At 68.7% G+C, this 23,525-nt stretch carries 10 protein-coding genes; 6 read left to right on the top strand and 4 right to left on the bottom strand.

Annotated elements, in window-relative coordinates; genetic code table 11:
* Positions 1 to 59: 59 nt before the first annotated feature.
* The gene (locus ACIQTP_RS39900) at positions 60 to 1,511 is read right to left on the bottom strand and encodes a DUF2079 domain-containing protein (protein WP_403409201.1); all 1,452 of its coding nucleotides are present in this window, start codon (positions 1,509 to 1,511) and stop codon (positions 60 to 62) included.
* A gap of 478 nt (positions 1,512 to 1,989) precedes the next feature.
* On the opposite strand from ACIQTP_RS39900, the gene mfd reads away from it, so the two are divergent.
* Positions 1,990 to 5,520 (top strand): transcription-repair coupling factor, encoded by a 3,531-nt coding sequence (mfd, locus tag ACIQTP_RS39895; protein ID WP_403409198.1) that lies wholly within the window; start codon positions 1,990 to 1,992, stop codon positions 5,518 to 5,520.
* Between the two features lie 16 nt (positions 5,521 to 5,536).
* Here the strand turns inward: mfd and ACIQTP_RS39890 are convergent, their stop codons facing one another.
* On the bottom strand, positions 5,537 to 6,121 hold the full coding sequence (locus tag ACIQTP_RS39890; protein ID WP_403409195.1) for a TetR/AcrR family transcriptional regulator: 585 nt from the start codon (positions 6,119 to 6,121) through the stop codon (positions 5,537 to 5,539).
* A gap of 165 nt (positions 6,122 to 6,286) precedes the next feature.
* Between ACIQTP_RS39890 and ACIQTP_RS39885 the strand changes: the two genes are divergently transcribed.
* The 4 genes from ACIQTP_RS39885 (at position 6,287) to ACIQTP_RS39870 (ending at position 20,007) form a co-directional block, all read left to right on the top strand.
* Positions 6,287 to 7,201, top strand: coding sequence for a hypothetical protein (locus ACIQTP_RS39885; RefSeq protein WP_403409259.1), 915 nt, complete (start codon positions 6,287 to 6,289; stop codon positions 7,199 to 7,201).
* Between the two features lie 254 nt (positions 7,202 to 7,455).
* Positions 7,456 to 8,181 (top strand): HNH endonuclease family protein, encoded by a 726-nt coding sequence (locus ACIQTP_RS39880; protein ID WP_403409192.1) that lies wholly within the window; start codon positions 7,456 to 7,458, stop codon positions 8,179 to 8,181.
* 316 nt (positions 8,182 to 8,497) lie between these two features.
* On the top strand, positions 8,498 to 19,450 hold the full coding sequence (locus ACIQTP_RS39875; protein ID WP_403409189.1) for a LamG-like jellyroll fold domain-containing protein: 10,953 nt from the start codon (positions 8,498 to 8,500) through the stop codon (positions 19,448 to 19,450).
* Between the two features lie 44 nt (positions 19,451 to 19,494).
* Complete coding sequence (locus ACIQTP_RS39870; protein ID WP_403409186.1) at positions 19,495 to 20,007, top strand: SUKH-4 family immunity protein; 513 nt, start codon at positions 19,495 to 19,497, stop codon at positions 20,005 to 20,007.
* 1,124 nt (positions 20,008 to 21,131) lie between these two features.
* On the opposite strand, the gene ACIQTP_RS39865 is transcribed toward ACIQTP_RS39870, so the two are convergent.
* Positions 21,132 to 21,716 carry a hypothetical protein gene (locus tag ACIQTP_RS39865; protein ID WP_403409183.1) on the bottom strand — a complete coding sequence of 195 codons (585 nt, stop codon included), beginning with the start codon at positions 21,714 to 21,716 and terminating at the stop codon, positions 21,132 to 21,134.
* Positions 21,717 to 21,828: 112 nt separating this feature from the next.
* Positions 21,829 to 22,272 carry a hypothetical protein gene (locus ACIQTP_RS39860; RefSeq protein WP_403409181.1) on the bottom strand — a complete coding sequence of 148 codons (444 nt, stop codon included), beginning with the start codon at positions 22,270 to 22,272 and terminating at the stop codon, positions 21,829 to 21,831.
* Between the two features lie 295 nt (positions 22,273 to 22,567).
* Between ACIQTP_RS39860 and ACIQTP_RS39855 the strand changes: the two genes are divergently transcribed.
* Positions 22,568 to 23,521: a hypothetical protein gene (locus tag ACIQTP_RS39855; RefSeq protein ID WP_403409178.1), complete on the top strand. Its 954-nt coding sequence runs from the start codon at positions 22,568 to 22,570 to the stop codon at positions 23,519 to 23,521.
* The last annotated feature ends 4 nt before the right edge of the window (positions 23,522 to 23,525 follow it).

Raw genomic sequence — 23,525 nt, 5'->3', positions numbered from 1 at the left:
CGGGCCCGGCCCAGGAGGACTTCACCTCCTGGGCCGGGCCCGCGGCCGTACGCGGTGCCTCAGGTGCGCCGCTCCAGGAGTACGTAGCCGTAGGCGGCGCCCACGACGTCGTACACAGCGCGGGGGTGCAGACGGCCGGCGTACGCCTGGACGTCCTGGATCGCGTGGTCGGAGTCGTCGAGGGCGATGAAGTCCGGGGTGACGCCACCGGTGTCGCCCGTCCAGAAGACCCGGCAGCGAGCGACGAGCCGACTGCTCGGGCCGACGTTCGCCTCGACGCTCGCCCCGTCCGGGACACGCGCCAGCAGCCGCTCGACGGCACTCACGCGCGCGGGCTTGCGATACGCGGCGGACTCGCCCAGCACGGACAGCGGGAGCGAGGTCGTCAGCGCGAGCGCGGCCGCGACGACGGCCGCGGGCAGGTGCAGCGCGTACGAGCGCAGCCACGGGCGCGGGCTCCAGCGGGCCCGGGAGAGCGCGTCGGCGAGGGCGAGGGAGAGGACCGGCATCAGGACGGCGCTGTAGTGCCAGTCCGTGCCCCAGAAGTGCGGGTCGGAGGAGAGGAAACGCCAGCCCAGGGTCGGCAGGGCGACCAGGAGGAGGGGGGAGCGCAGGGCCAGCAGACCGGTGGTGGGGATCAGCAGCCAGGCGAGGGTGCGGAGTTTGGTGCCCAGGCCGTCGAGCGGATCACCGCCGGCCTTGTTCCAGTAGGTGTAGGTGTCCGCGGTGTTGAAGGCCGGGATCACCACCGTGAACGTGAGCACCGCGGCCAGCACTCCCAGGGCGGCGACCCCGAGCGCGCACAGTGCCGTACGCGGGGCGGGTCTACGGGCCCGCACGGCCACGACCAGGGCGATCGCGGCCAGGGTGAGCCCGAGGTCCTCCTTGACGAGGACCAGCGGGAACGCCCACAGCAGGGCCGCGCGCCACCGTCGCTCCAGGACCGCTTCCAGAGCGAAGGCGATCAGCGGGACGGCGAAGCAGATCTCGTGGAAGTCGAAGTCGACGGCGCGCTGGATCCCCCACGACAGCCCGTACGCGAGGCCCAGCGCCAGTCCCCGGGAGCGGCCGAGGAGCCGGGCGGCGGCACGGGTGACCGGGACCGCGGACAGGGCCAGCAGCGCGGCCTGGGCGACGAGGAGGGTGACCGGGGTGGGGAAGAGGCGGTAGGCGGGCGCGAGGAGCGCGGTGACCGGGCTGAAGTGGTCGCCGAGGACGTTGCTGCCCGGCCCCTTGAGATCGGCGACGGGGGCGCGCAGATGGGCGTAGGCGCGGACGGCCTGCTCGAAGATGCCGAGGTCCCAGGAACGGGTCGCCAGATGCCGCCAGCGGCAGACCGACAGGGTCGCGTACGCGGTGAAGAACAGGACGGCCAGGAGCTGGGGGTCGCGGGGGCGCCGGTCACGGCCGGGGACGGCGGTGACCGGCGGGGGTATGGGGGCGCTGTCGGTTCTTGGGGAGACGCTGTCGGTTCCTGGGGCGGTGTCGGCGGGGGTCGGGTTCGAGCTCATGCGGCTCCCGGTACGTGATCACGTGTCACGGGGTATACGCCGGGGACGTGGGGAGTGGTTGAGGGTCGGGGGTGGGTTGTGGTGCGGCTCACTTCCAGTGGGGTGGGGGATGGGGTCAGGTCGGCTGGGCCGGGTTGCTTGGCTGCGGGGCGGTGGGGGCTGGTCGCGCAGTTCCCCGCGCCCCTCAAGGGCGGGGGGTGCCCCGGGTTCCTGGGTGGCTGGGGTGTGGCTGCGGGGCGGTGGGGGCTGGTCGCGCGGTTCCCCGCGCCCCTCAAGGCGGGGCTGCGCCCCGGTTCGCTGGCTGGCCGGGGTATGGCTGCGGGGGGGGGCTTGGTGATGGGCCCTCGTGCCAGGGGTGGGGGCCGGCCACCTCTTGCGTCTCACAGGGAGCGCGGCGCCGTCGTAGGCTGGACAACCCCGGCCCGTCGAGACGTGTCGGGCGGTTCGCGTTGCCCTCTCTCCGGGATGGAAGCCCTTCATGAGCCTGCACGGTCTGCTCGACGCCGTCGTCAAGGACGCCGCCCTCGCGGAAGCGGTGAAGGCCGCCACCGACGGCAACCGGATGCACATCGACCTGGTCGGCCCGCCCGCCGCCCGCCCCTTCGCGGTGGCGGCCCTGGCCCGCGACGCCGGCCGCCCCGTACTGGCCGTGACGGCGACGGGACGCGAGGCCGAGGACCTGGCCGCGGCGCTCAGGTCCCTCCTCCCGCCCGACACGGTCGCGGAGTACCCGTCGTGGGAGACGCTCCCGCACGAGCGGCTCTCCCCCCGCTCGGACACCGTCGGCCGCCGTCTCGCCGTGCTGCGCCGCCTGGCGCACCCGCGCCCCGACGACCCCGAGACCGGCCCGGTGTCGGTGGTCGTCGCCCCGGTACGCTCGGTGCTGCAACCGCAGGTCAAGGGCCTGGGAGACCTGGAGCCCGTCGCCCTGCGGACGGGGCAGAGCGCTGACCTGGGCGGGATCGTCGAGGCGCTCGCGGCAGCCGCGTACTCCCGGGTCGAGCTCGTCGAGAAGCGCGGCGAGTTCGCCGTACGCGGCGGCATCCTGGACGTCTTCCCGCCCACCGAGGAGCACCCCCTCCGGGTGGAGTTCTGGGGCGACGACGTCGAGGAGATCCGATACTTCAAGGTCGCCGACCAGCGCTCCCTCGAGGTCGCCGAGCACGGACTGTGGGCGCCGCCCTGCCGCGAGCTGCTCCTGACGGACGAGGTGCGGGAGCGGGCGGCCCGGCTCGCCGAGGAACACCCCGAGCTGGGCGAACTGCTCGGCAAGATCGCCGAGGGCATCGCCGTGGAAGGAATGGAGTCGCTGGCTCCGGTCCTCGTCGACGACATGGAACTGCTGCTCGACGTCCTGCCCAAGGGTTCGATGGCCGTCGTCTGCGACCCGGAGCGGGTGCGGACGCGGGCCGCGGACCTGGTGGCGACCTCGCAGGAGTTCCTGCAGGCGTCCTGGGCGGCGACGGCAGGGGGCGGCGAGGCCCCCATCGACGTCGGCGCGGCCTCCTTGTGGGCCATCGCGGACGTCCGCGACCGGGCACGCGAGCTGGACATGATGTGGTGGTCGGTGTCGCCGTTCGCGGCCGACGAGGAGCTGGACGCGGACACCATCAAGCTCGGCATGCACGCCCCCGAGACCTACCGCGGCGACACGGCGAGGGCGCTCGCCGACACCAAGGGCTGGCTCGCGGACAGCTGGCGCACGGTGTACGTCACCGAGGCGCACGGCCCCGCCGCCCGTACCGTCGAGGTCCTCGGCGGCGAGGGCATCGCGGCCCGCCTCGACGCGGAGCTGACCGAGCTGACGCCCTCTGTGGTGCAGGTCGCCTGCGGTTCGATCGACTACGGCTTCGTGGACCCGGCGCTCAAGCTCGCCGTTCTCACGGAGACCGACCTCTCCGGCCAGAAGGCGGCCGGCAAGGACGGCGCGCGCATGCCGGCCCGCCGCCGCAAGACCATCGATCCGCTCACGCTCGAAGCGGGCGACTACATCGTGCACGAGCAGCACGGTGTCGGCCGCTACATCGAGATGGTGCAGCGGACCGTCCAGGGCGCGACCCGCGAATACCTGGTGGTGGAGTACGCCCCGGCCAAGCGCGGCCAGCCCGGCGACCGCCTCTACATCCCCACCGACCAGCTGGAACAGATCACCAAGTACGTCGGCGGCGAGGCCCCCACCCTGCACCGTCTGGGCGGCGCCGACTGGACGAAGACCAAGGCGCGCGCCAAGAAGGCGGTCAAGGAGATCGCGGCGGACCTGATCAAGCTGTACAGCGCGCGCATGGCGGCCCCCGGCCACGCCTTCGGTTCCGACACCCCCTGGCAGCGCGAACTCGAGGACGCCTTCCCGTACGCGGAGACCCCCGACCAGCTCACGACCATCGCCGAGGTCAAGGAGGACATGGAGAAGACGGTCCCGATGGACCGCCTGATCTGCGGCGACGTCGGCTACGGCAAGACGGAGATCGCGGTCCGCGCGGCCTTCAAGGCGGTGCAGGACGGCAAGCAGGTCGCGGTCCTGGTGCCGACGACGCTGCTGGTGCAGCAGCACTTCGGGACCTTCTCCGAGCGCTACTCGCAGTTCCCGGTGAACGTCCGTGCCCTGTCGCGCTTCCAGACGGACACGGAGGCGAAGGCCGTCCTCGAGGGTCTGCGGGACGGCGCGGTGGACGTCGTCATCGGCACCCACCGGCTGTTCTCCGCCGAGACCAAGTTCAAGGACCTGGGCCTGGTCATCGTCGACGAGGAGCAGCGCTTCGGCGTCGAGCACAAGGAGCAGCTGAAGAAGCTGCGCGCCAACGTGGACGTGCTGACGATGTCCGCCACCCCCATTCCCCGTACGCTCGAAATGGCGGTGACGGGCATCCGGGAGATGTCCACGATCACCACCCCGCCGGAGGAGCGGCACCCGGTGCTGACCTTCGTCGGCCCGTACGAGGAGAAGCAGATCGGCGCGGCCGTCCGCCGCGAACTGCTGCGCGAGGGCCAGGTCTTCTACATCCACAACCGGGTCGAGTCGATCGACCGGGCGGCGGCGCGGCTGCGTGAGATCGTCCCGGAGGCGCGTATCGCGACGGCGCACGGCCAGATGGGGGAGCAGGCTCTGGAGCAGGTGGTCGTCGACTTCTGGGAGAAGAGGTTCGACGTGCTCGTGTCGACCACGATCGTCGAATCCGGCATCGACATCTCCAACGCCAACACGCTGATCGTGGAGCGCGGCGACAACTTCGGCCTCTCGCAGCTGCACCAGCTGCGCGGCCGGGTGGGCCGAGGCCGTGAGCGCGGCTACGCCTACTTCCTGTACCCGCCGGAGAAGCCCCTGACGGAGACCGCGCACGAGCGGCTCGCGACCATCGCCCAGCACACGGAGATGGGCGCGGGCATGTACGTGGCGATGAAGGACCTGGAGATCCGAGGCGCGGGCAATCTGCTCGGCGGCGAGCAGTCGGGTCACATCGCGGGCGTCGGCTTCGACCTGTACGTCCGTATGGTCGGCGAGGCGGTCGCGGACTACCGGGCCTCCCTGGAAGGCGGAGTCGAGGAGGAGCCGCCCCTGGAGGTCAAGATCGAGCTGCCGGTCGACGCGCACGTCCCGCACGACTACGCGCCGGGCGAGCGGCTGCGTCTGCAGGCCTACCGCGCCATCGCTTCCGCCAACACGGAGGAGGACGTCACGGCCGTACGCGAGGAACTCACCGACCGCTACGGCAAGCTGCCCGAGCCGGTCGAGAACCTGCTGCTCGTCGCGGGCCTGCGGATGCTCGCGCGGGCGTGCGGCGTCGGCGAGGTCGTGCTTCAGGGCAACAACATCCGCTTCGCGCCGGCGGAGTTGCGCGAGTCCCAGGAACTCCGCCTCAAGCGGCTCTACCCGGGCACGGTCATCAAGCCGGCCGCCCACCAGCTCCTGGTGCCCCGCCCGAAGACGGCGAAGGTGGGCGGGAAGCCGCTGGTCGGGCGGGAGTTGCTGGGGTGGACCGGGGAGTTCCTGGCGACGATCCTCGGGTCGTAGAGGGCGAACCTCAGGCTCATGCCGACGGTGGCTGGAACAGCATTCCCGTCAGGGTGTGGAAGATCTCCTCGGGGTTCTGGTCGCCGACCGCGCCGTCCAGGTTGTGGCCGAGGAGCAGCGTGGCGAAGCCGTGGGCCAGGGACCAGGCGGCGACTCCGGCGAGGCGGGGGTCGGTGCCGGGTTCCGGCACCCGGTCGGCGACGGCCTGGCGCAGGCGGTCCGCGGTCAGGGCGCGGGCCGTGGTCAGCTCCAGGTCGTTCTCGCGCAGCAGCTCCGGCGTGAACATCACCTGGAAGTGCGCGGGGTGCTCACGCGCGAAGCGTACGTAGCGGACGCCCGCGTCCGGCAGGTCCGTGGCCTCGGTGAGCGCGGCCGACAGCAGCGCGTGGCCCTCGGCGGCGATCGCCGTGAGCAGGCCGGTGCGGTCCTTGAAATGGTGGGCCGGAGCCGCGTGCGAGACGCCTGCCCGGCGGGCCAGGTCGCGCAGGCTCAGCGCGGACGGGCCTTCGGCGGCGATGACGTCGAGCGCGGCGCTCAGGATCGCGCGACGCAGATCGCCGTGGTGATAGGGGCGTTCGGGAGTGGTCTTCGCGGTCTCCATGGTCATCAGCGTACGCGGAATCTAGGCATTGACAAGTTCGACGGGTTCAGGAAATCTTGTCAGTGTCAAGTTGTCGCGTGGGCGGGGACGGGGCGAGGGGGTTTCGTCATGTCGGAGCACGGTAGTGAGGTGGCCGGGATGGTTCAGGGGGACGGGGCTGTCGGTATGGAGACCGGAATCGGGCCGGGATCAGGGGCAGGGACCGGGGTCGGGATCGAGCTCGGCGAGGTGCGCAGGCTGTGGCACTTGCTGGAGCCCCTGCACGCGGTGCTCTACTACGCGCCGGAGGTCTTCGAGGAGTCGGCCGCGCTCGGGTACGCCGGGTCGGCGGAGGATCGCTGGCCGACCTACTTCCCCTTCCGTGCCGCGCCGTTGGGGGCGGTCGGGAGCGAGCGCGTGTCATCCGCCTTCTACAGCTTCAGCCCGCGGATGGTCGCCGCGCACATGGACTGCGCGTGGGACACCGCGAGCCCCGCGGACGCGCTGAAGGCGAGGGAGCGGGGCATGGACCGGGCGTACCGCGCGATATTCGGCGACCGCGCGGCGAGCACCGAACTCGTCGAGGCCGCAAGGCTGTTGCGCCGTGCCGCCGAGGCCGCGAACACCGCGGTCCGGCCCATGGCCGCGGCCCACGCGAAGTTGGCGTGGCCGGCCGCCCCGCACCTGCAGCTGTGGCATGCGGCGACGATCCTGCGCGAGCACCGGGGCGACGGTCACCTCGCGGCGCTGCTCGTCGCGGGGCTCGACCCCGTCGAAGCGCTTGTGTCCTTCGCGGCGATCGGCGCGGCCTGCGTCGAGCGCTTCGAGAGCCGTGGCTGGAGCCGGCGGGAGTGGAGCGGCGCCCGTGAACGCCTGGTCGCGCGCGGCCTCGTGGCCGAATCCGGCACCGCCACACCCGCGGGCCGCGAGCTCCGCGCCGAGGTCGAGCGCCACACGGACGAACTGGCCGCCGCCCCCTGGCTCGCCCTCACCCCGCCCGACCGGAGCCGACTGACCGAGCTGCTCGGCGAGTTCTGGGTCGCGGTGCTGGGTTCGGGGCTGCTGCCTTCGGAGTCCACGCTGGGGATCGGGAAGGTGTGAGGGGGCGGTGTGGGGATGTGAGCATGGGGGGGTGAGTGCGGCCGGGCGTGAGGGCGTGCGGCAGCGGGCGACACAAGGTCGAAGATGCCCGTGCGGGAGCTCCTTCCGGAGGTGTGTCACCACCGGCGATACGCCCGGCGTGCACCTATTGCCCGTTGAAGGAGGGTATGGCCTGGGCATACCCGCCGCTACCGTGGGCACCAGGGAAACGCGCCCTGCGCAGGGCGGACCCGGGGAGCAAGGGGAGGGGCGTCGTGGTGCGTCTGAGGGGTGGGGCGGCGGCTGCCGCACTGGTGCTGTTCGTCGGCGGCGCGGGGGTCAGCGGCTGCAAGAAGGAGACCACGGGCTCCGCCGGCCCGCAGGGCACGGCGGTCGGCGGCGCCGCGCTCACCGCCGTGGACTCACTGACCGTCAAGGGGCGCGCGCCCAAGACGGGCTACAGCAGGGAGAGGTTCGGCACGGCCTGGGCCGACACGGACTCCAACAAGTGCGACACCCGCGACGACATCCTCAAGCGGGACCTGAAGAACGTGAAGTTCACCGGCGGCACCTGCAAGGTGGTCTCCGGGGCGCTCGACCCGGACCCGTACTCCGGTAAGGAAGTGACGTACAAGCGCGGCCGCAGCCTGGTGGACATAGACCACCTCGTCGCACTCTCGGACGCCTGGCAGAAGGGCGCCAAGTACTGGGACGCGAGCAAGCGGATAGCGCTGGCCAACGACCCGCTCAATCTGCTGTCCGTCGACGCGAGCACCAACCGCAGCAAGGGTGACGGCGACACCGCGACCTGGCTCCCGCCCAACAAGGGTTACCGCTGCGCGTATGTGGCCGCGCAAGTGGCCGTGAAGAAGAAGTACGGGTTGTGGGTCACCGGCGGGGAGAAGGCCGCGATGAAGAAGGTGCTCTCCGAGTGCCCGGGCCAGAAGCTTCCCTCGGGCGGCAACCCGACCCAGGCGCCGAAGCGGTTCACCGCCAACTGACGTCGCTTCATACTGCTCGGCGCAAGGGCAAGATGACGAGAATCCGTCAAGAAGGTGAGGAGCCCGCAAAGGAGTTCACAAGAAGCAAAGGGGCGAGTCGAAACAAGTCGACTTGGTTCAGCAAGATCCGGTCAAGGTATGGCCAAAAACGTTCCTCACGCCTGTCCGCGGCATGTTCACAACAGTCAAGATCAGCGGGTTTTCTGTGCTTCTCCTGCGCGTTCCCCCTGCCTGATCTCTCTTGACTGTTGGAGTCGAAGCCGTGCGCATTCGGCCTGCCCGCCGTTCCCGCCAGCCCCGCCGTCCCGTCAGCCGTATGCACCGCATCCGGCGGCAGGTGGCCATGGTCGCCCTGACGGCTCTCGCGCTGATGCTGACGACCCAGCAGGCGGTCGCCGACGGGCGTGAGTTGGGCCAGGTGTCCCTCTCGATGCCGAGTCTGTCCTCCGTGGTGGCCTGGTTCCAGGACCCGCACTGGGGCCGGACCCCGCACCAGAAGTCGGGCACCGCGGCCGGGCACGCCCACCACGTCTCCGCGAAGACGACCGACGCCAAGCGCGGAGTGGGCAGGGCGCCGGGCAAGGGGAAGGGCGAGCTCGCCGCCTACCAGCCGCACAAGCCCGCCGTTCAGCAGGGCAAGAGCCGCGGCGGCGGCACCTACAACCCCAAGACCAGCAAGCGCAACGCGGCCAAGTCCTCGCGCACCGACACCGTCTACGACAACGCCGACGGCAGCATCACCCGCCGAATATCCCCGACGCCCGTCAACTACCAGGTGGGGAAGGGGAGATGGGCGCCGATCGATGTGGATGTGAGAGCCGGTCCTGACGGCCGCTGGCACGAGAAGGCCAACTCCGTCGGCGTCGACTTCGGTGCCAAGGCCAGTGACTCCGGCCTCGTCTCCTTCGCCGCCGACAGCGCGCACTCCCTTTCCTACGGACTCAAGGGCGCGGCCTCGGTCAAGGGCACGGCGGACGGTTCGCGCGTCACGTACGAGAACGTCCTGACGGACACCGACCTCCAGGTCGCCCCCACCGCGACCGGGGTCAAGGACGCGGTCATCCTGCGTTCCGCGGACGCGGGGAACAGCTGGACCTTCCCGCTGGACCTCAAGGGCCTCACGCCCGTCCAGACCAAGAGCGGGTCGATCGACCTGCGTGACTCCGCCGGCAGGACCGTCGAGCGCATCCCCGCTTCGTACGCCTACGACTCGAAGGTGAACCCGCGCTCCGGGGACCCGGCCACCACCCACGACGTCACCACCGAGCTCGTCCACGACAAGGACGGCTACGCGCTGAAGGTGACCCTCGACGACAGCTGGCTGCACGATGCGCGCCGCGTCTTCCCGGTCACCGTCGACCCGCAGGTCACGGACGGCTGGACCACCACCTACGCCGAGTCCGCCGCCGCGGGCGACCACTCCTACGAGCAGACCGTCAAGGTCGGCTCCTACGACTCCGGCACCCACTCCGCGGTCAGCTACGTCAACCACTGGGACACCGCCTGGGACGGCAGCGGCGTCACCGTCTCGTCCGCGACCCTGCACCTCTTCGACACCTGGGCCGCCACCTGCACCGCCGAGCGTTTCGACGTCGCGCTGGTGACGAAGGCCTGGACCCCGGAGGGCGTCACCAGCTACCCGGGGCCGACGTACGGCTCGTCGATCGGCAACGCGACGCCGAGCGTGCCCAACGCCTGTGCCAACACCGGCGCCGACCGCACCGTCGGCGACAACGTGACCGTCTCCCTGTCCACGTCCGCCATCCAGGGCTGGATGAACGGCACCACCGCCGACTACGGCCTCGCGCTCTACGCGTCGACCACCGACAACCTGCACTGGAAGCAGTTCGGCTCCTTCAACGACCCCGGGCTCGGCCCGTACATCGTGGTCACCTACACGGGTAACACGGCGCCGCAGCTGTACGAGCAGTTCCCCGCCGACAACGCGGTCGTGGGCACCACCACACCCGAGCTGACCGCCTGGGCCGGCGGCGCCAACTCCAGCGGCAGCGCCGGTCAGTACGTCTTCAAGGTCTACGACGCGACCAACACCCAGGTCGCCACGTCCGGTCTGATCTCCACCGGCGACTGGACGGTCCCGGCGGGCAAGCTGGCCTGGGGCAAGAACTACACGTGGACCGTTCAGGCGTACGACTCGACGACGGCCCTTTATTCCACGGCGGATCCGTACGCGCTCTCGGTCCAGGTGCCGCAACCCGTGATCACCTCGGGTCTGTCGCAGAACAGCAGTGACCACGGTTTCGACGCGTCGATCGGCAACTACACCACCTCCGACACCGACGCCTCGATCTCCACCGTGGGCCCCTCGCTGGACGTGGAGCGCGACTACAACTCCCGCGACCCGCGCTGGACCGGCGCGTTCGGGTCCGGCTGGTCGAGCATCTTCGACGCGCGGGCGACCGAGCAGTACACGGCGTCGGGCGCGGTCTCCAGCGTCAACGTCACCTACCCGGACGGATCGCAGGTCGGGTACGGCAAGAACAGCGACGGCACGTTCGCCCCGGGCAACGGGCGGTTCGCCACCTTCACCACGGTCACGGGCGGCGGCTACAAGCTGACCGACAAGGACGACACGGTCTACACGTTCACCCAGTCCCTGGGGTCGGGCGCGTACGGTCTGCTCTCCGTGACGGACGCCAACGGGCGGTCCATCACCTTCACCTGGACCAGCGGCCACATCACGAAGATGACGTCCGCGGTCTCCAGCCGCTCCCTCAACCTGACCTGGTTCACGCCGTCCGGCGCATCGGCCGCGCACGTCCAGACCGTCGTCACCGACCCGGTCACCGCCGGCGACTCCTCCACCGCGCAGACCTGGACGTACGGCTACACCGGCGACCAGCTCACCAAGGTGTGCTCGCCGCTGTCGACGACCAAGTGCACGACGTACGGCTACACGAGCGGCTCGCAGTACCAGAACGCCTCGCTCGACCTCGACCCGCACGCCATGTGGCCGCTGTCGGAGGCCTCGGGCGCGACGACCGCCAAGGACGCCGTCCTCGCGGGCGAGGGCACTGACAACGCGACCTACGAGAACGTGACCCTGGGCTCGGCGGCCGGCCCGCTGACCGGCTCCTCCGCCAAGGCCGCCACCTTCAACGGCACCTCCTCCGACGTCTCGCTGCCGAAGAACACCGGCAACGACACCGACTCCGGCGCGCTCTCGCTCTGGTTCAAGACCTCCGCGGGCCCCGGCGTCCTGTACTCGTACGCCTCCCAGCCCATCGGCTCCGGACAGGCCGCGGGCTTCTACACCCCCTCGATCTACGTCGGCACCGACGGCAAGCTGAACGCCGAGTTCTGGTACAGCGGCGGCATCAACCCGATCGTCACGACCGCGTCGGTCGCCGACGGCAAGTGGCACCACGTGGTGCTGTCGGCCGCGGGCAACTCGCAGACGCTGTACGTCGACAACGCGAAGATCGGTTCGCGCACCGGCACCGTCTCCATCCAGAGCGCGGTCGCCTTCGGCAAGAACCAGTCCTTCAACTACCTCGGCACCGGCTTCCTCGGCGGCAACTGGCCCGACGAGCCGCACCAGAGCTCCAGCGAGAAGACCGGCTACGCCACCTACTTCAACGGCTCCGTCGCGGACGCCGCCTGGTACGGCCGCCCGCTGGTCGCCGCCGACGTCAACGCCCTCTACCAGTACGGCACCCACGCGGCGAGCCTGCTGACCTCCATCACCCGGCCGTCCGGCAAGACGTACGCGGCGATGCAGTACGACCCGGGCACCACCACCCTCACCCAGCTCACCGACGAGAACGGCGGCGTCTGGAAGCTCGGGGCCCCCACGGTCACCGGCTCCAGCCAGACCTACCGGGGCGCGGTCCTCGGCGGCGCGCCCGCGGGCTACTTCCGCCTCGGTGAGGCGGCCGGCGCGACCACCGCCGTCGACGAGGTGCGCGGCGGCAACGGCACGTACAGCGCGGTGACGCTCGGCGTGGCGGGACCGTTCAGCGACCAGAAGGCCGCGACCTTCGACGGCAGCACCTCGTCCATGGCGCTGCCCAGCGGCATCCTGCCCGGCACCGGCGCCGAGTCGGTCAGCATGTGGTTCAAGACCTCCACGGCGAACGGCGTGCTGCTCGGCGCGTCCAAGGACCCGCTGAGCGGGGGCACCACCACCGGCAACTACACGCCCGTCCTCTATGTCGGCAGCAGCGGCAAGCTGTACGGCGAGTTCTACTTCTCCGGCGGATCCACCAAACCCATCGGCTCCGCCGCCGCGGTGACCGACGGCAAGTGGCACCACGTGGTGCTGTCGACGGCGCCCGACAGCCAGGCGCTGTACCTCGACGACTCGCTGGTGGCCTCGCAGACCGGCACGGCCGCGATGAGCGTCCAGACCAACCAGTACGTCGGCGCGGGCTTCATCGGCGGCAACTGGCCCGACGAGTCGCACACCAGCACCACCAGCAACACCGGTTACGCCACCTACTTCAAGGGCTCGATCGCCGAGGTCGCCGTCCACCGCTCCCAGCTGGCCGCGGCGGACGTGGCCCAGCAGTGGGAGGCCGCGAAGAACTCCACCGGTCTGCTGCCGGTCGAGACGGTCAAGGTGACCTCGCCGGCGAACGCCACGCTCACCTACACGTACGACGTCGACAACGGCAACCGGGCGCTGACCGAGACCGACGGCCTCGGCAACAGGACGAGCTTCGGCTACGACTCCGCCGGTTTCGAGCACACCGTCACCGACCCCAACGGGTCGATGAACATCACCGGTCACGACGTGCGCGGCAACATCGTCTCCTCGACCGCCTGCCAGGACGAGTCCGCGAACAAGTGCTCGTCCGAGTACTACACGTACTACCCGGACGACACCACGGCCCAGCTCACCACCACCGACCCGCGCAACGACCAGCTGCTGACCGAGCGCGACGGCCGCTCGGCGTCGGCGACCGACAACACCTACCTGACCTCGTACGTGTACGACGCGCAGGGCAACCAGACGGGTATCACCGGCCCGGCCGTCCCCGGATTCCCCAAGGGCCGCACCACCACGACCGTCTACAGCGACGGCACCAGCACCTACCCGTCCGCCGACGGCGGAGTGGTGCCCAAGGGCCTGCCGGTGAAGACGATCAGCCCCGGCGGCGCGGTCAACCAGGTGGCGTACTTCAAGAACGGCGACGTCGCCTCGACCACCGACGCCATCGGCCTGGCGACGACGTACACCTACGACGGCCTCGGCCAGGTCCTCAGCCAGAAGGTCGTCTCGGACACCTACCCGAACGGCCTGACCACCTCGTACAAGTACGACCTGAACGGCCAGGTCACCGAGGAGGACGACCCGCAGCTCACCGACCGCGTCACCGGCGCGACCCACGCCGCCGTCTCCTCGACCGTCTACGACGAGGACGGCAACGTCACCTCGCAGACCGTCGCCGACGCGAGCGGCGGCGACAACGCGCGCACCGAGACGCAGACCTACGACGCCTACGACCATCTGCTGACCGAGTCGGACGCCAACGCGGTCGCGGGTGCGAGCAACGGCAACACGACCACGTACACCTACGACAACCAGGGCAACAAGACCAAGGAAGTCACCTCGGCGGGCAACGAGACCCGCTACACGTACGACGACAACGGCAATCTGCTCACGCAGGCCCTGATGTACACCGGTGACCCGGTCAACCCGGGGACCGCGACCCTGCTCACCGAGTCCTCGCGCGCCTACGACCCGTCAGGCCGCCTCCAGTCGGTGACCGACGCGATGGGCAACACCACCTCGTACACCTACCTGGACGACGGTCTGACCGCCTCGGTGAAGCGGACCAGCGCGGACGGCAAGAGCTCCTACGTCCTGGAGTCGGACACCTACGACGCCGCCGGGAACCTGCTCACCTCGACCTCCGACAACGGCGAGACCGTCACCAACTACAAGGTCGACGCGGCCTCCCGCACCACCTCCACCACGGTCGACCCGACCGGCGTGGACCGTGTCTCCACGGTCTCGTACACCCCGGACGACCAGGTCGCGAGCCAGAACGACCACGACGCCACGGGCTACGACCGCACCACCACCAGCACGTACGACGCCATGGGCAACGTGCTCAGCGAGACGCTGTACGGGGACGCCTCCGGGCACCCGGCCGGCTGGTGGAAGCTCAACCAGGACTCCGGCACCAACATCACCGACTCCTCCGGCACCGGCAACACCGCCACCGCCGGATCGGGCGTGACCTGGTCGGACAGCGCGGCGAAGTTCGCGGGCACCACCACCGGCACCGGCAACCTCGTCGACACCACCGGTCCGGTCCTGGACACCACCGCCTCCTACACGGTCTCCGCCTGGGTCAACCTCACCGACACCTCCACCTACCGCACCTTCGTCGCGCAGGGCGGCACCAACCGGGCCTCCTTCTACCTCCAGTACTCCAAGGCCGACAACGCGTACCGCTTCCACGCGGCCAACGCCGACGTGGCCTCCCCGACCGCGTTCTACGACGCCACCGCCACCGCGGCACCGACGCTGAACACCTGGACGCACCTGGTCGGCGTCTTCGACTCGACGACCGGCTCGATGAAGCTGTACGTCAACGGCGCCCAGGCGGGCTCGGGCACGAACACCGCGCCCTGGACGGGCACCGGACCGCTCTCCATCGGCGGCACCGAGAAGGCGGACGGCACGACGAGCGACGTCGTCGCCGGATCCGTCGGTGACGTGCAGGTCTACCAGCGAGCCCTGTCCGCGACCGACGTCACCTCCCTCTACGGCGAGGGCCGCACGGGCGGCACGGTCGGCTCCTCCACCGAGCAGACCACCAAGTACACCTACGACAAACGGGGCCTGCCGACGTCCACGACGGACGCCGAGCAGAACACCACGACGTACGCCTACGACGAGGCCGGCAACCTCGCGGTCTCCACCGCGCCCGCCGTCCAGTCCGAGCCGGACGGCACCACGGCGGCGACCGTCCACCCCGTCACCACCAGCGGCTTCAACACCTTCGGCGAGGGCGTCGAGGAGGAGGACCCGAACGGCCTGGTGACGACCACGGCGTACGACGCCAACGGCAACAAGGTCTCCGAGGCGCTCCCCTCGTACACCCCCGCGGGCGCCTCGACGCCCGACGCGGGCACCACGGTCTGGAAGTACGACAGCGAGGGCAACCAGACCGACGAGATCAGCCCGAGCGGCAAGACCACCTCGTACCTCTACGACCAGATGGGCAACCTCGCCCAGATCACGGCGCCCGACGGCACCAAGACGCACGCGGTGTACGACACCAACGGCGAACAGCTGTCGGCGACGGACGCCGCGGGCGCGCAGACCCAGGCGACGTACGACTTCATGGGCCGCCAGCTCACCTCGACGACGATGGAGCGCTACCCGTCGACGAGAACGCTGACGACGACGAACTCGTACGCGGTCACGACCGGCAACCCGTACGGCGCCCACACCGCGTCGACGACGTCGGCGGGCGGCGTGACCAGCTCCTACGCCTACGACCGGGCCGGTGACATCACCTCGGTGACGGACGGCGCGGGCAACACGACCCGCTACGGCTACGACTTCGAGGGCAACACGACGAAGACGACGCTGGCGGACGGCACCCGGACGGAGACGGACTACAACGCCTCGGACGACCCGACGGCGACGCGCGAGTACGACGCGAACGGCGCCGCGCTGTCCTCGACTTCGCAGCAGTACGACGGCGTGGGCAACCTGATCGCGTCCACCGACGCCAACCAGCACACCACGCGCTGGACGTACGACGCGTCGGGCGCGATCACGCAGCAGGTCGAGCCGGTGGACGCCTCGACGTCGATCACCACGACCTTCGGCTACGACGCGGCGGGCAACCGCACGCGCTTCACCGACGGCCGCGGCAACTCCTGGCGCTACACGTACACGCCGTGGGGCCAGCAGGAGAAGGTGATCGAGCCGACGACCGACAAGTACACCTCGGCGGCCGACTCGACGACGACCTTCGCCTACGACGCGGACGGCCAGCTGACGACGGCCACTCTTCCGGGTGGCGTCACGACGTCGATGACCTACGACGTCAACGGCCAGCTGAAGTCGATGTCCGGCGCGGGCGCCGACGCGGCGACGGCGAAGCGCAGCTTCAACTACGACGCGGACGGCCGGGTCCTGTCGGCGGACACCGACGAGGCCGGCATCGCGGGCGCGGTGGACCACCAGGCCGCCACGCACGACGCGTTCACGTACGACGACAGGGGTGACGTCCTCACGGCCTCGGGCTCGGCGGGCTCGTCGAGCTTCACGTACAACGACGACGCGTCGATGCTGACGCGGACGGACGCGGCGGGCACGACGAACTATGGCTACGACACGGCGGGCCGTCTCTCATCCCTGAACGACGCGGCAACGGGCACCCAACTGACCTACACATACGGTCAGTTGAATGAGGTCAAGTCGGTCAAGTACGGCTCGACGGGTCAGACCCGCACGTTCGGCTACAACAGCTCGCACGAGCTGACGAGCGACGTCCTGGTCCAGGGCGCGTCGACGCTGGCGGGCTTCTCGTACGGCTACGACGACAACGGCAACCTGACGTCGAAGGCGACGACGGGTGTGTCCGGCGCCTCGTCGAACACGTACACGTACGACTGGTCGGACCGTCTGACGTCGTGGAACAACGGTTCGACGACGAAGAGTTACGCGTACGACGCCTCGGGCAACCGCATCCGCAACGGCTCGGACGTCTACACCTACGACGCCCGTGACGAGCTCACCTCGGACGGCACGCACTCCTACGACTACTCCGCGCGCGGCACGATGACGCAGGAGTCGCAGACGTCGGGTTCGGTGGCGTACAAGACGGACGCGTTCGGCAGCCAGATCGCGGCCGGCACGCAGTCGTACACGCTGGACGCCCTGGGCCGGAACATCACGGACACGGACACGACGGCGCAGTCCACGCGCACGTTCGCCTACTCCGGCGCGGACAACACGATCGCGTCGGACGGCGACAACACGTACACGTACGACCCGGCGGGCGGCGTGATCGGCGTCAAGCCGTCGGGCGGCAGCGGAGTCCTGGCCCTGACGGACCTGCACAGCGACGTGGTGGGCACGTTCACCTCGGGCGCCACCGCGCTGACGGGCTCGGCGTCGTACGACCCGCTGGGCAAGGTCGTCTCGCCGACGAACACGGTGACGGGTCACCTGGGCTTCCAGTCGGGCTGGACGGAACCGGGCACGGGTGACGTGGGTACGGCCTCGCGCTGGTACAGCCCGGACACGGGCCAGTTCCTGAACAAGGACAGTATCTCGCTGAACGCGGTGCCGAACTCGGTGGCGGCGAACCCCTTCGCCTATGTCGACGACAACCCGATGGCGGGCACGGACGAGTCGGGCAACTGCTCCTGGTACGACGTGGTGTGCGGGGCGAAGAAGGTCGCGCACAAGGTCAAGCACACGGTCTCGCACGTGGCGCACAAGGTCTACCACGCGGCCAAGCACGTGGCCCGCAAGGTCGTCCACGCGGTCAAGCACGCGGCGCACAAGATCGTCCACCATGTGCGGGACGTGTACCACGCGACGGTGCGGGTGGTGCGGCGCGTCTACCACTACGCGGCACGGCACGTCAGACGGATCTATCACGCGGCCGTCCATGCGGTGCATACGGCGTATCACAAGGCCTCACGTGTGGTGCATCGCGTGGTCCACGCGGTGAAGAAGGCGGCGCACAAGGTCGCGAGCCATGTGAAGAAGGCCGCCAAGGCGGTCGCCCATGTGGCGCGGACCGCGTACCACGCGACGGTCAAGGCGGCGAAGGCGACGGCGACGTACGTCAAGCACCACGCGGCTGCGATCACCTCCTTCGTGGTGTCGACGGCGGTGTTCGCGGGGTGCGAGGCGTTCACGGCCGGCCTGGGCACGATCGGCTGTGCCGCTGCCGCGGGCGCGGCGGGCTCCCTGGTGGAGCAGGGCTTCAAGTGCGCCGAGAACGGTGGCGGCGACTGCAGCGCGGGAGCGTTCGGTGAGTCAGCGCTCGAGGGCGCGGTCTCCGGCGCGGTCGGCGGTGCGCTCGGCAGCCTCGGCGGCAAGATCCTGGCGAAGGTGGCGCCCAAGGCCATGAAGGTCGTGGGCGGGCTCTTCGGCAAGGGGGCGACCGAGGCCGGGGATTCCGCGGCGGCCGATGCCACGGACGAGGCGGCTTCGGCGGCGGAGTCTGAAGGGGCGGGGACGCGGAGTCAGTCTCAGTCCAAGTGCCACAGTTTCTCTGGTGCCACTCCCGTGCTCATGGCGGATGGCACCGCCAAAGCAATTGACCATGTGCGAGTGGGCGACACAATCGCCAACTCGGTGCCGGGTGTTGCGGGTACGGAGGCTCACGAGGTCACCGCGGTGATCGTGACGCGCACCGACCACGACTTCGTCGACCTCACCATCAAGAAGACGACCGAGTCGGCGGCGAAGCAGACAGCGAAGGGCGGGGCGAAGTCCCTGGGCCGGAAGGTGGCCCACAAGGCGGCGTTCGGCCTGGCGGCCTCGGCGGCGGTGCTCGGCGTGCTGGCGGCGAACCACGGCCACGGTCATGAGTCAGCGTCGGCCCCGGTGGCGGCGGTCAGCACGGTTTCGACTCAGGACACCAAGGCCGTTGTCGGTACGGATGCCGAGCAGAGCGCGCATCTGACGACGACGTTCCACCACCCGTTCTACGACGAGACCCAGTCGGCGTTCGTCGAGGCCAAGGAGTTGAAGGCCGGCGACGTCCTCCAGACCCCGACCGGCACCGCCGAGGTTGCCGGCGTCCGCCTTTACCACGCGAACACCACCACCTATGACCTCACCATCGGCACCCTCCACACCTACTATGTGGAGGCCGGGGACACCCCCGTCCTGGTCCACAACTGCAGCAACCTGGGTACCCAGGTTGACTACACGGACACCGAAAACCCTTTGGTCAAGGCAGTCCATGACCGGCGCGTCCTGGAGCGTGACAAGACGACCAAGAACTACGCGTCGGCTCTTTTGAAGGACGGGAGAATCATCACCGGCAGGGCGATGGGGAAAGGTCGAGCCGGAATACATGCGGAAGAAGACGTGATCAACCAGGCGGGAGGAGTCGATAACATTTCCGAGATCTATTCAGAGCGCGCCCCGTGTGCGAACAAGTGTGATCCCCTTCTGCGGGACACGGATGTCGTAGTATCACATTCCTTCCCGTGGAACGACCCGGACCCAGGCCTGCAGAAGGCGATACGAAGTCAAACAAACGCTGACCTTAAGAAGGCGGTTGCGGACATGTTTGCCTCGCGGCCATAGCGATAATGTCGGACCGAATCAGCGGTAGGACGGAAATTCATCCCATGCCCGAACAGCTACCTGAGTTGCCTAGGCCCGAGTTCACCATGATCCGCATCGGATCCTCGTCAGAGGTACCCGAGAGTATCGCAAGAGAACTCCTTGAGTCGGGGATTCCCGGCGGTCTGATCGGGTACGAGTACCGTCCTTTGGCAGAGGCCGTTTTCCTTGGTGAAATCCGACAGGGTGGATTGGTGTCCATCGCGACGAGTGGACTGCTGGGAAGGATCTGTATCGTTGTCGCAACGGGTGAGATTGTCCATATTCCCAAGGTTGAGTCGACGATGGCCACCCACGTCAACAGGGATCTCGACTCGTTTACGCGATGCGTTGCTGGGGTGATCGATCGTTTTCCTTTCTATGAGGAAGATGAAGAGCAAGAGGTATTTGAGGAGGTAGCGGACGAGGTTCGTGAAATCATCGTCACTATCGATGACACTGCGATGGTGCACAACGGGTTCTGGGATGGAATCTGCGAAGACGTGGCGATGGGGGACTATTCAAACTGGGATGACTGAAATCGAAAGGCGCAAGCCGCGAGGTCGAGAGATATCGGACCCCCGCCGTTTTCATCCGAGGAATGATCGAAGTATAGGTCAGCAAAACTGTGGCGACCCAAGCTATTTCAATGAAGATATCAAGGAGATGATGGCGTACTGCTGGGCTAATCATCCGCATCTTCTGCAGGGGCACCGTAGTGATCAGGGATGAGGTTCGCGAGTTCGTCCGACTCGGCCCGCTCACTTCCGAGGCGGACAACTCGGAGGACGGTGATGAGGCGTTCGATGAGATGGAACGGGCGCTTCATGCGATTGAGAAGCCTGTCACCGACGAATAGGATCAACTTCTGTTGGGGTGCTTCGGGGATGACAACTGTTTTGGATTGGCCTGGACGCTGCTGCACTTGGTGGAATCGGCCCCGTTGCCAGTGGTGACCTCTGAGCCACCCAATGGATCGAATGAGTGGATCACCAGATTGTGGACGCGTTACAGGAATAGTGTGACGGATTAGTTCTACCGATCGCCAATTTCTGGTTCAAGACTCCAGCGGCCTCACTGGGTATTCGAGGTGAATCTGTGAGTAAGTCTGACGCGGCAACCGCCAAGCGTGTCACCTCTGATTGGGGTGCGACTCTCCCAGGGTTTTCGGAATGGGGACCCTTGCGATTGCTCCGATGTATCGGTCCAGTCGTTCAGGGTGTGACTCTGGACCGTACAACGGCAGGGGACGGATACTTTCCCACCGCGCACATCCATGCGCTGGTGCGGGAATTCCCGGTTATTTCGTTGACGCTTGGTCAGCGAATGGTCACTCCCTCCGGAATCCAAGAGAGCGTTTCTTTTGTGCGCCACTCCAGCGAATATCAATCAGCTGCTCGGCGGCTTGTCGCGCAGAGCAGGTTGTTGTTGGAGGAGCCGCCGACGATTTCAAGTATCGTCGATGCGCTGTATGAACACGTGAGCGTGCAGCAAGGGAGAGGCCTCCCGCCAGCGGTGCGGGAACTCGAAGACGGGGTACTCATTTCCGCCGTGGCCGGAGAACTGTCGCTGGTCGAGTCAGGGCTTCGATTGGCGCGTCAGATGGTGGACGTGTGGCCCAAGTCCCGGCTACCACTGGACTGGGAGGGAAGCAACATCTGGCTCACCGGCTTGGAAGAACGAATCGCCGATCCCTCTGTGCTGTCGGATGTCGTTGAGCAGCAGATCTCCCTTCATAAACTCGTGAAGGTTCCGACGGTTTAGCACTTCGGGGCGCTAGAGCCAGGTCTTCGGCCGCCTCGTCCGGGTCGATGATCGTGGGGAGGTTTTCGGGGCCCAGGACCAGTGGGAAGACCGCGATGCTGGTGTGGACGGGCAGGCCGATGCGGATGGGCTGCGCGGCCCAGGACGCCGTGGGTTTGTCCTGGCAGACGACGAGCAGGAGGGGCGGCAGCTCGTACTCGGCGTAGAGATACGCCAGGTAGTACGTCCAGCTGTTGAGCTTGTCCGGGTCCGGTCTGCCTTGTGCCTCCACGGCGAGCAGGTAGCTTCCGCTGTCCGCCGTGTCGACGCGCATCAGGGTGTTCACGCGGCGCGCCATGGGTTTGATCCCGGTGAGATCGGTGTCCAGGAGCTGGATCGTGGTGGGTTCGGGTAAGGCGATGCCCGCTTTCGGGAGGGCCCGGGCGAACAGCCCCGGGTCCTCCCTGAAGATCTGGTGCATCGCCTCATGCGCCGAGCTGGCCATGTGACGGAATGTAGTGACGCGGATGCTTTCCGTCGGGCGGCTTGGGATCGGTTCAGCCGTTCGGTTGACTATGCCGCAGGTCTATGTCGCGAGTCGGCGATGGAGAAGCGCGTCAGCGTGTGACCGGCAGAGCCGTCGCGAACCGGTGGCCGTCGGCGCGGGTCTGGACCGGGAAGTCGACCTTGAGGGCGCCCTCCTGGCCCTCGACGGTCAGGTGGGTCACCACCTTGAGGCCCAGGAAGGTCTTCTTGGGCGCGCTCGCGGTGACGTACGGGCGCGGGAGGTTCATCAGCAGCTTGCCCGGCTTGCCGCCCCGGTTGCCGTCGAAGAACAGGATCCGCTGGTTCGTCAGGACGAGGTACATCGGGCGGGGCGTGACGGTCGCCATCACGGTTCCCGCGCTGAGTACGCCGACCACCGCCGCGGTGAGGGCCTGCTTGCGCACCGAGACCGTTCCGACGCCGGCCAGGCTCGTGAGTTCGACCTGCTCGCCCTGGAGCAGCAAGGGGGCTGAGATCTCCAGCAGTTGTCTGGCGCGACGGCCGTTGAGTGCCACGGGTGGGGCTCCTGGTGACGGTGGGGTGAAAGTGACGGTGACAGTTGCGACGACGGAGAGGTGGCGGTGGCAGCGACAGTGCCGGTGACAGCGGTGGCATGGATTGTTCCAAGCCAAAAGAAAAGTGGTAGGTCACCTCATACAAGTCAAACTCAAGTTCGAGTCATGACCCGTCCAAGGTCGGTCATCGAAAGGTCAAGTCGACGCCCGTATGCACCATTTGGGTATTCCGTTCCCGCAATCTCCCCACACCTGAGCGAAAACCGTCCCCAACCCGCCACTTACCATCCGCTCCATGTCGACCGACGCGTCCCTCCCACCCCCCGACTTCGAACTCGCCTCCGCCTTCCCCGAGGCCGGCTGGCTGCGGCAGGCGACCGCCGCGCGGGACTGGGCGGGGATCCGGCAGTACGCCAATGGGCTGCCGCGGGGCACCGACCGGGCCTTCCTCGTCGGCGTCGTCGCCGATGTGCCCGGTGTCGAACACCCCCTGCGGGAACTCGTCGCCGCCGCCCCCGACGACGTACTCGCCCTCACCCTGCTCGGGACCCGCGAGGTCAAGGTCGGCTGGGAGATCCGGACCGACGCGCGCGCCGAGCACGTCAGCCGGGAACAGTTCCGGCAGCTGCACGAGCACCTGCGGCAGGCCGAGCAACTGCTCATCCGGGCCACCGCCCTCGACCCGTCCCACGACGCGGCCTGGGCCGCGCGCCTGAACACGGCCAGGGGGCTGCAACTCGGGCAGAACGAGGCCCGCCGGAGGTACGACCGACTGGCCGCGTACCACCCCCACCACTTCACCGGACAGGCCCGGCTGCTCCAGCAGCTGTGTCCCAAGTGGAGCGGGAGCTGGGAGGCGGCGCACGGGTTCGCCCGCGAGTGCCTGCTCAACTCGCCCGAGGGATCGCTCAACGGGGGGCTGGTGGCGGAGGCGCACCTGGAGCACTGGATCGCGCTGCCCTCCGCGGGGAGTGAGCGGACCGACTATCTGCGCCAGGCCCACGTCCACGCCGAACTCGTCGAGGCCGCCGAGCGGTCCGTCCTGCACCGGCACTACCGACCCACGTACGGGTGGGTCACCGTCCAGGGCGTCTTCGCCGCGCTCTTCTCGCTGATCGGCGACTCCGCACGCGCCGCCGCGCACTTCCGCGCCCTGGGCAACCTGGCCTCCGAGTACCCGTGGAGCTACCTCGGCAAGCCCGCGGACGCGTACGTCAAACACCGTTCCGCCGCCCTCGGAAGAGGCTGAGCGG

This window comes from Streptomyces sp. NPDC090798 (assembly GCF_044768965.1).
Classification (GTDB): domain Bacteria; phylum Actinomycetota; class Actinomycetes; order Streptomycetales; family Streptomycetaceae; genus Streptomyces.
The sequence above is the reverse complement of the archived record's forward strand: the minus strand, read 5'-3'. Positions and strand labels throughout refer to the sequence as shown.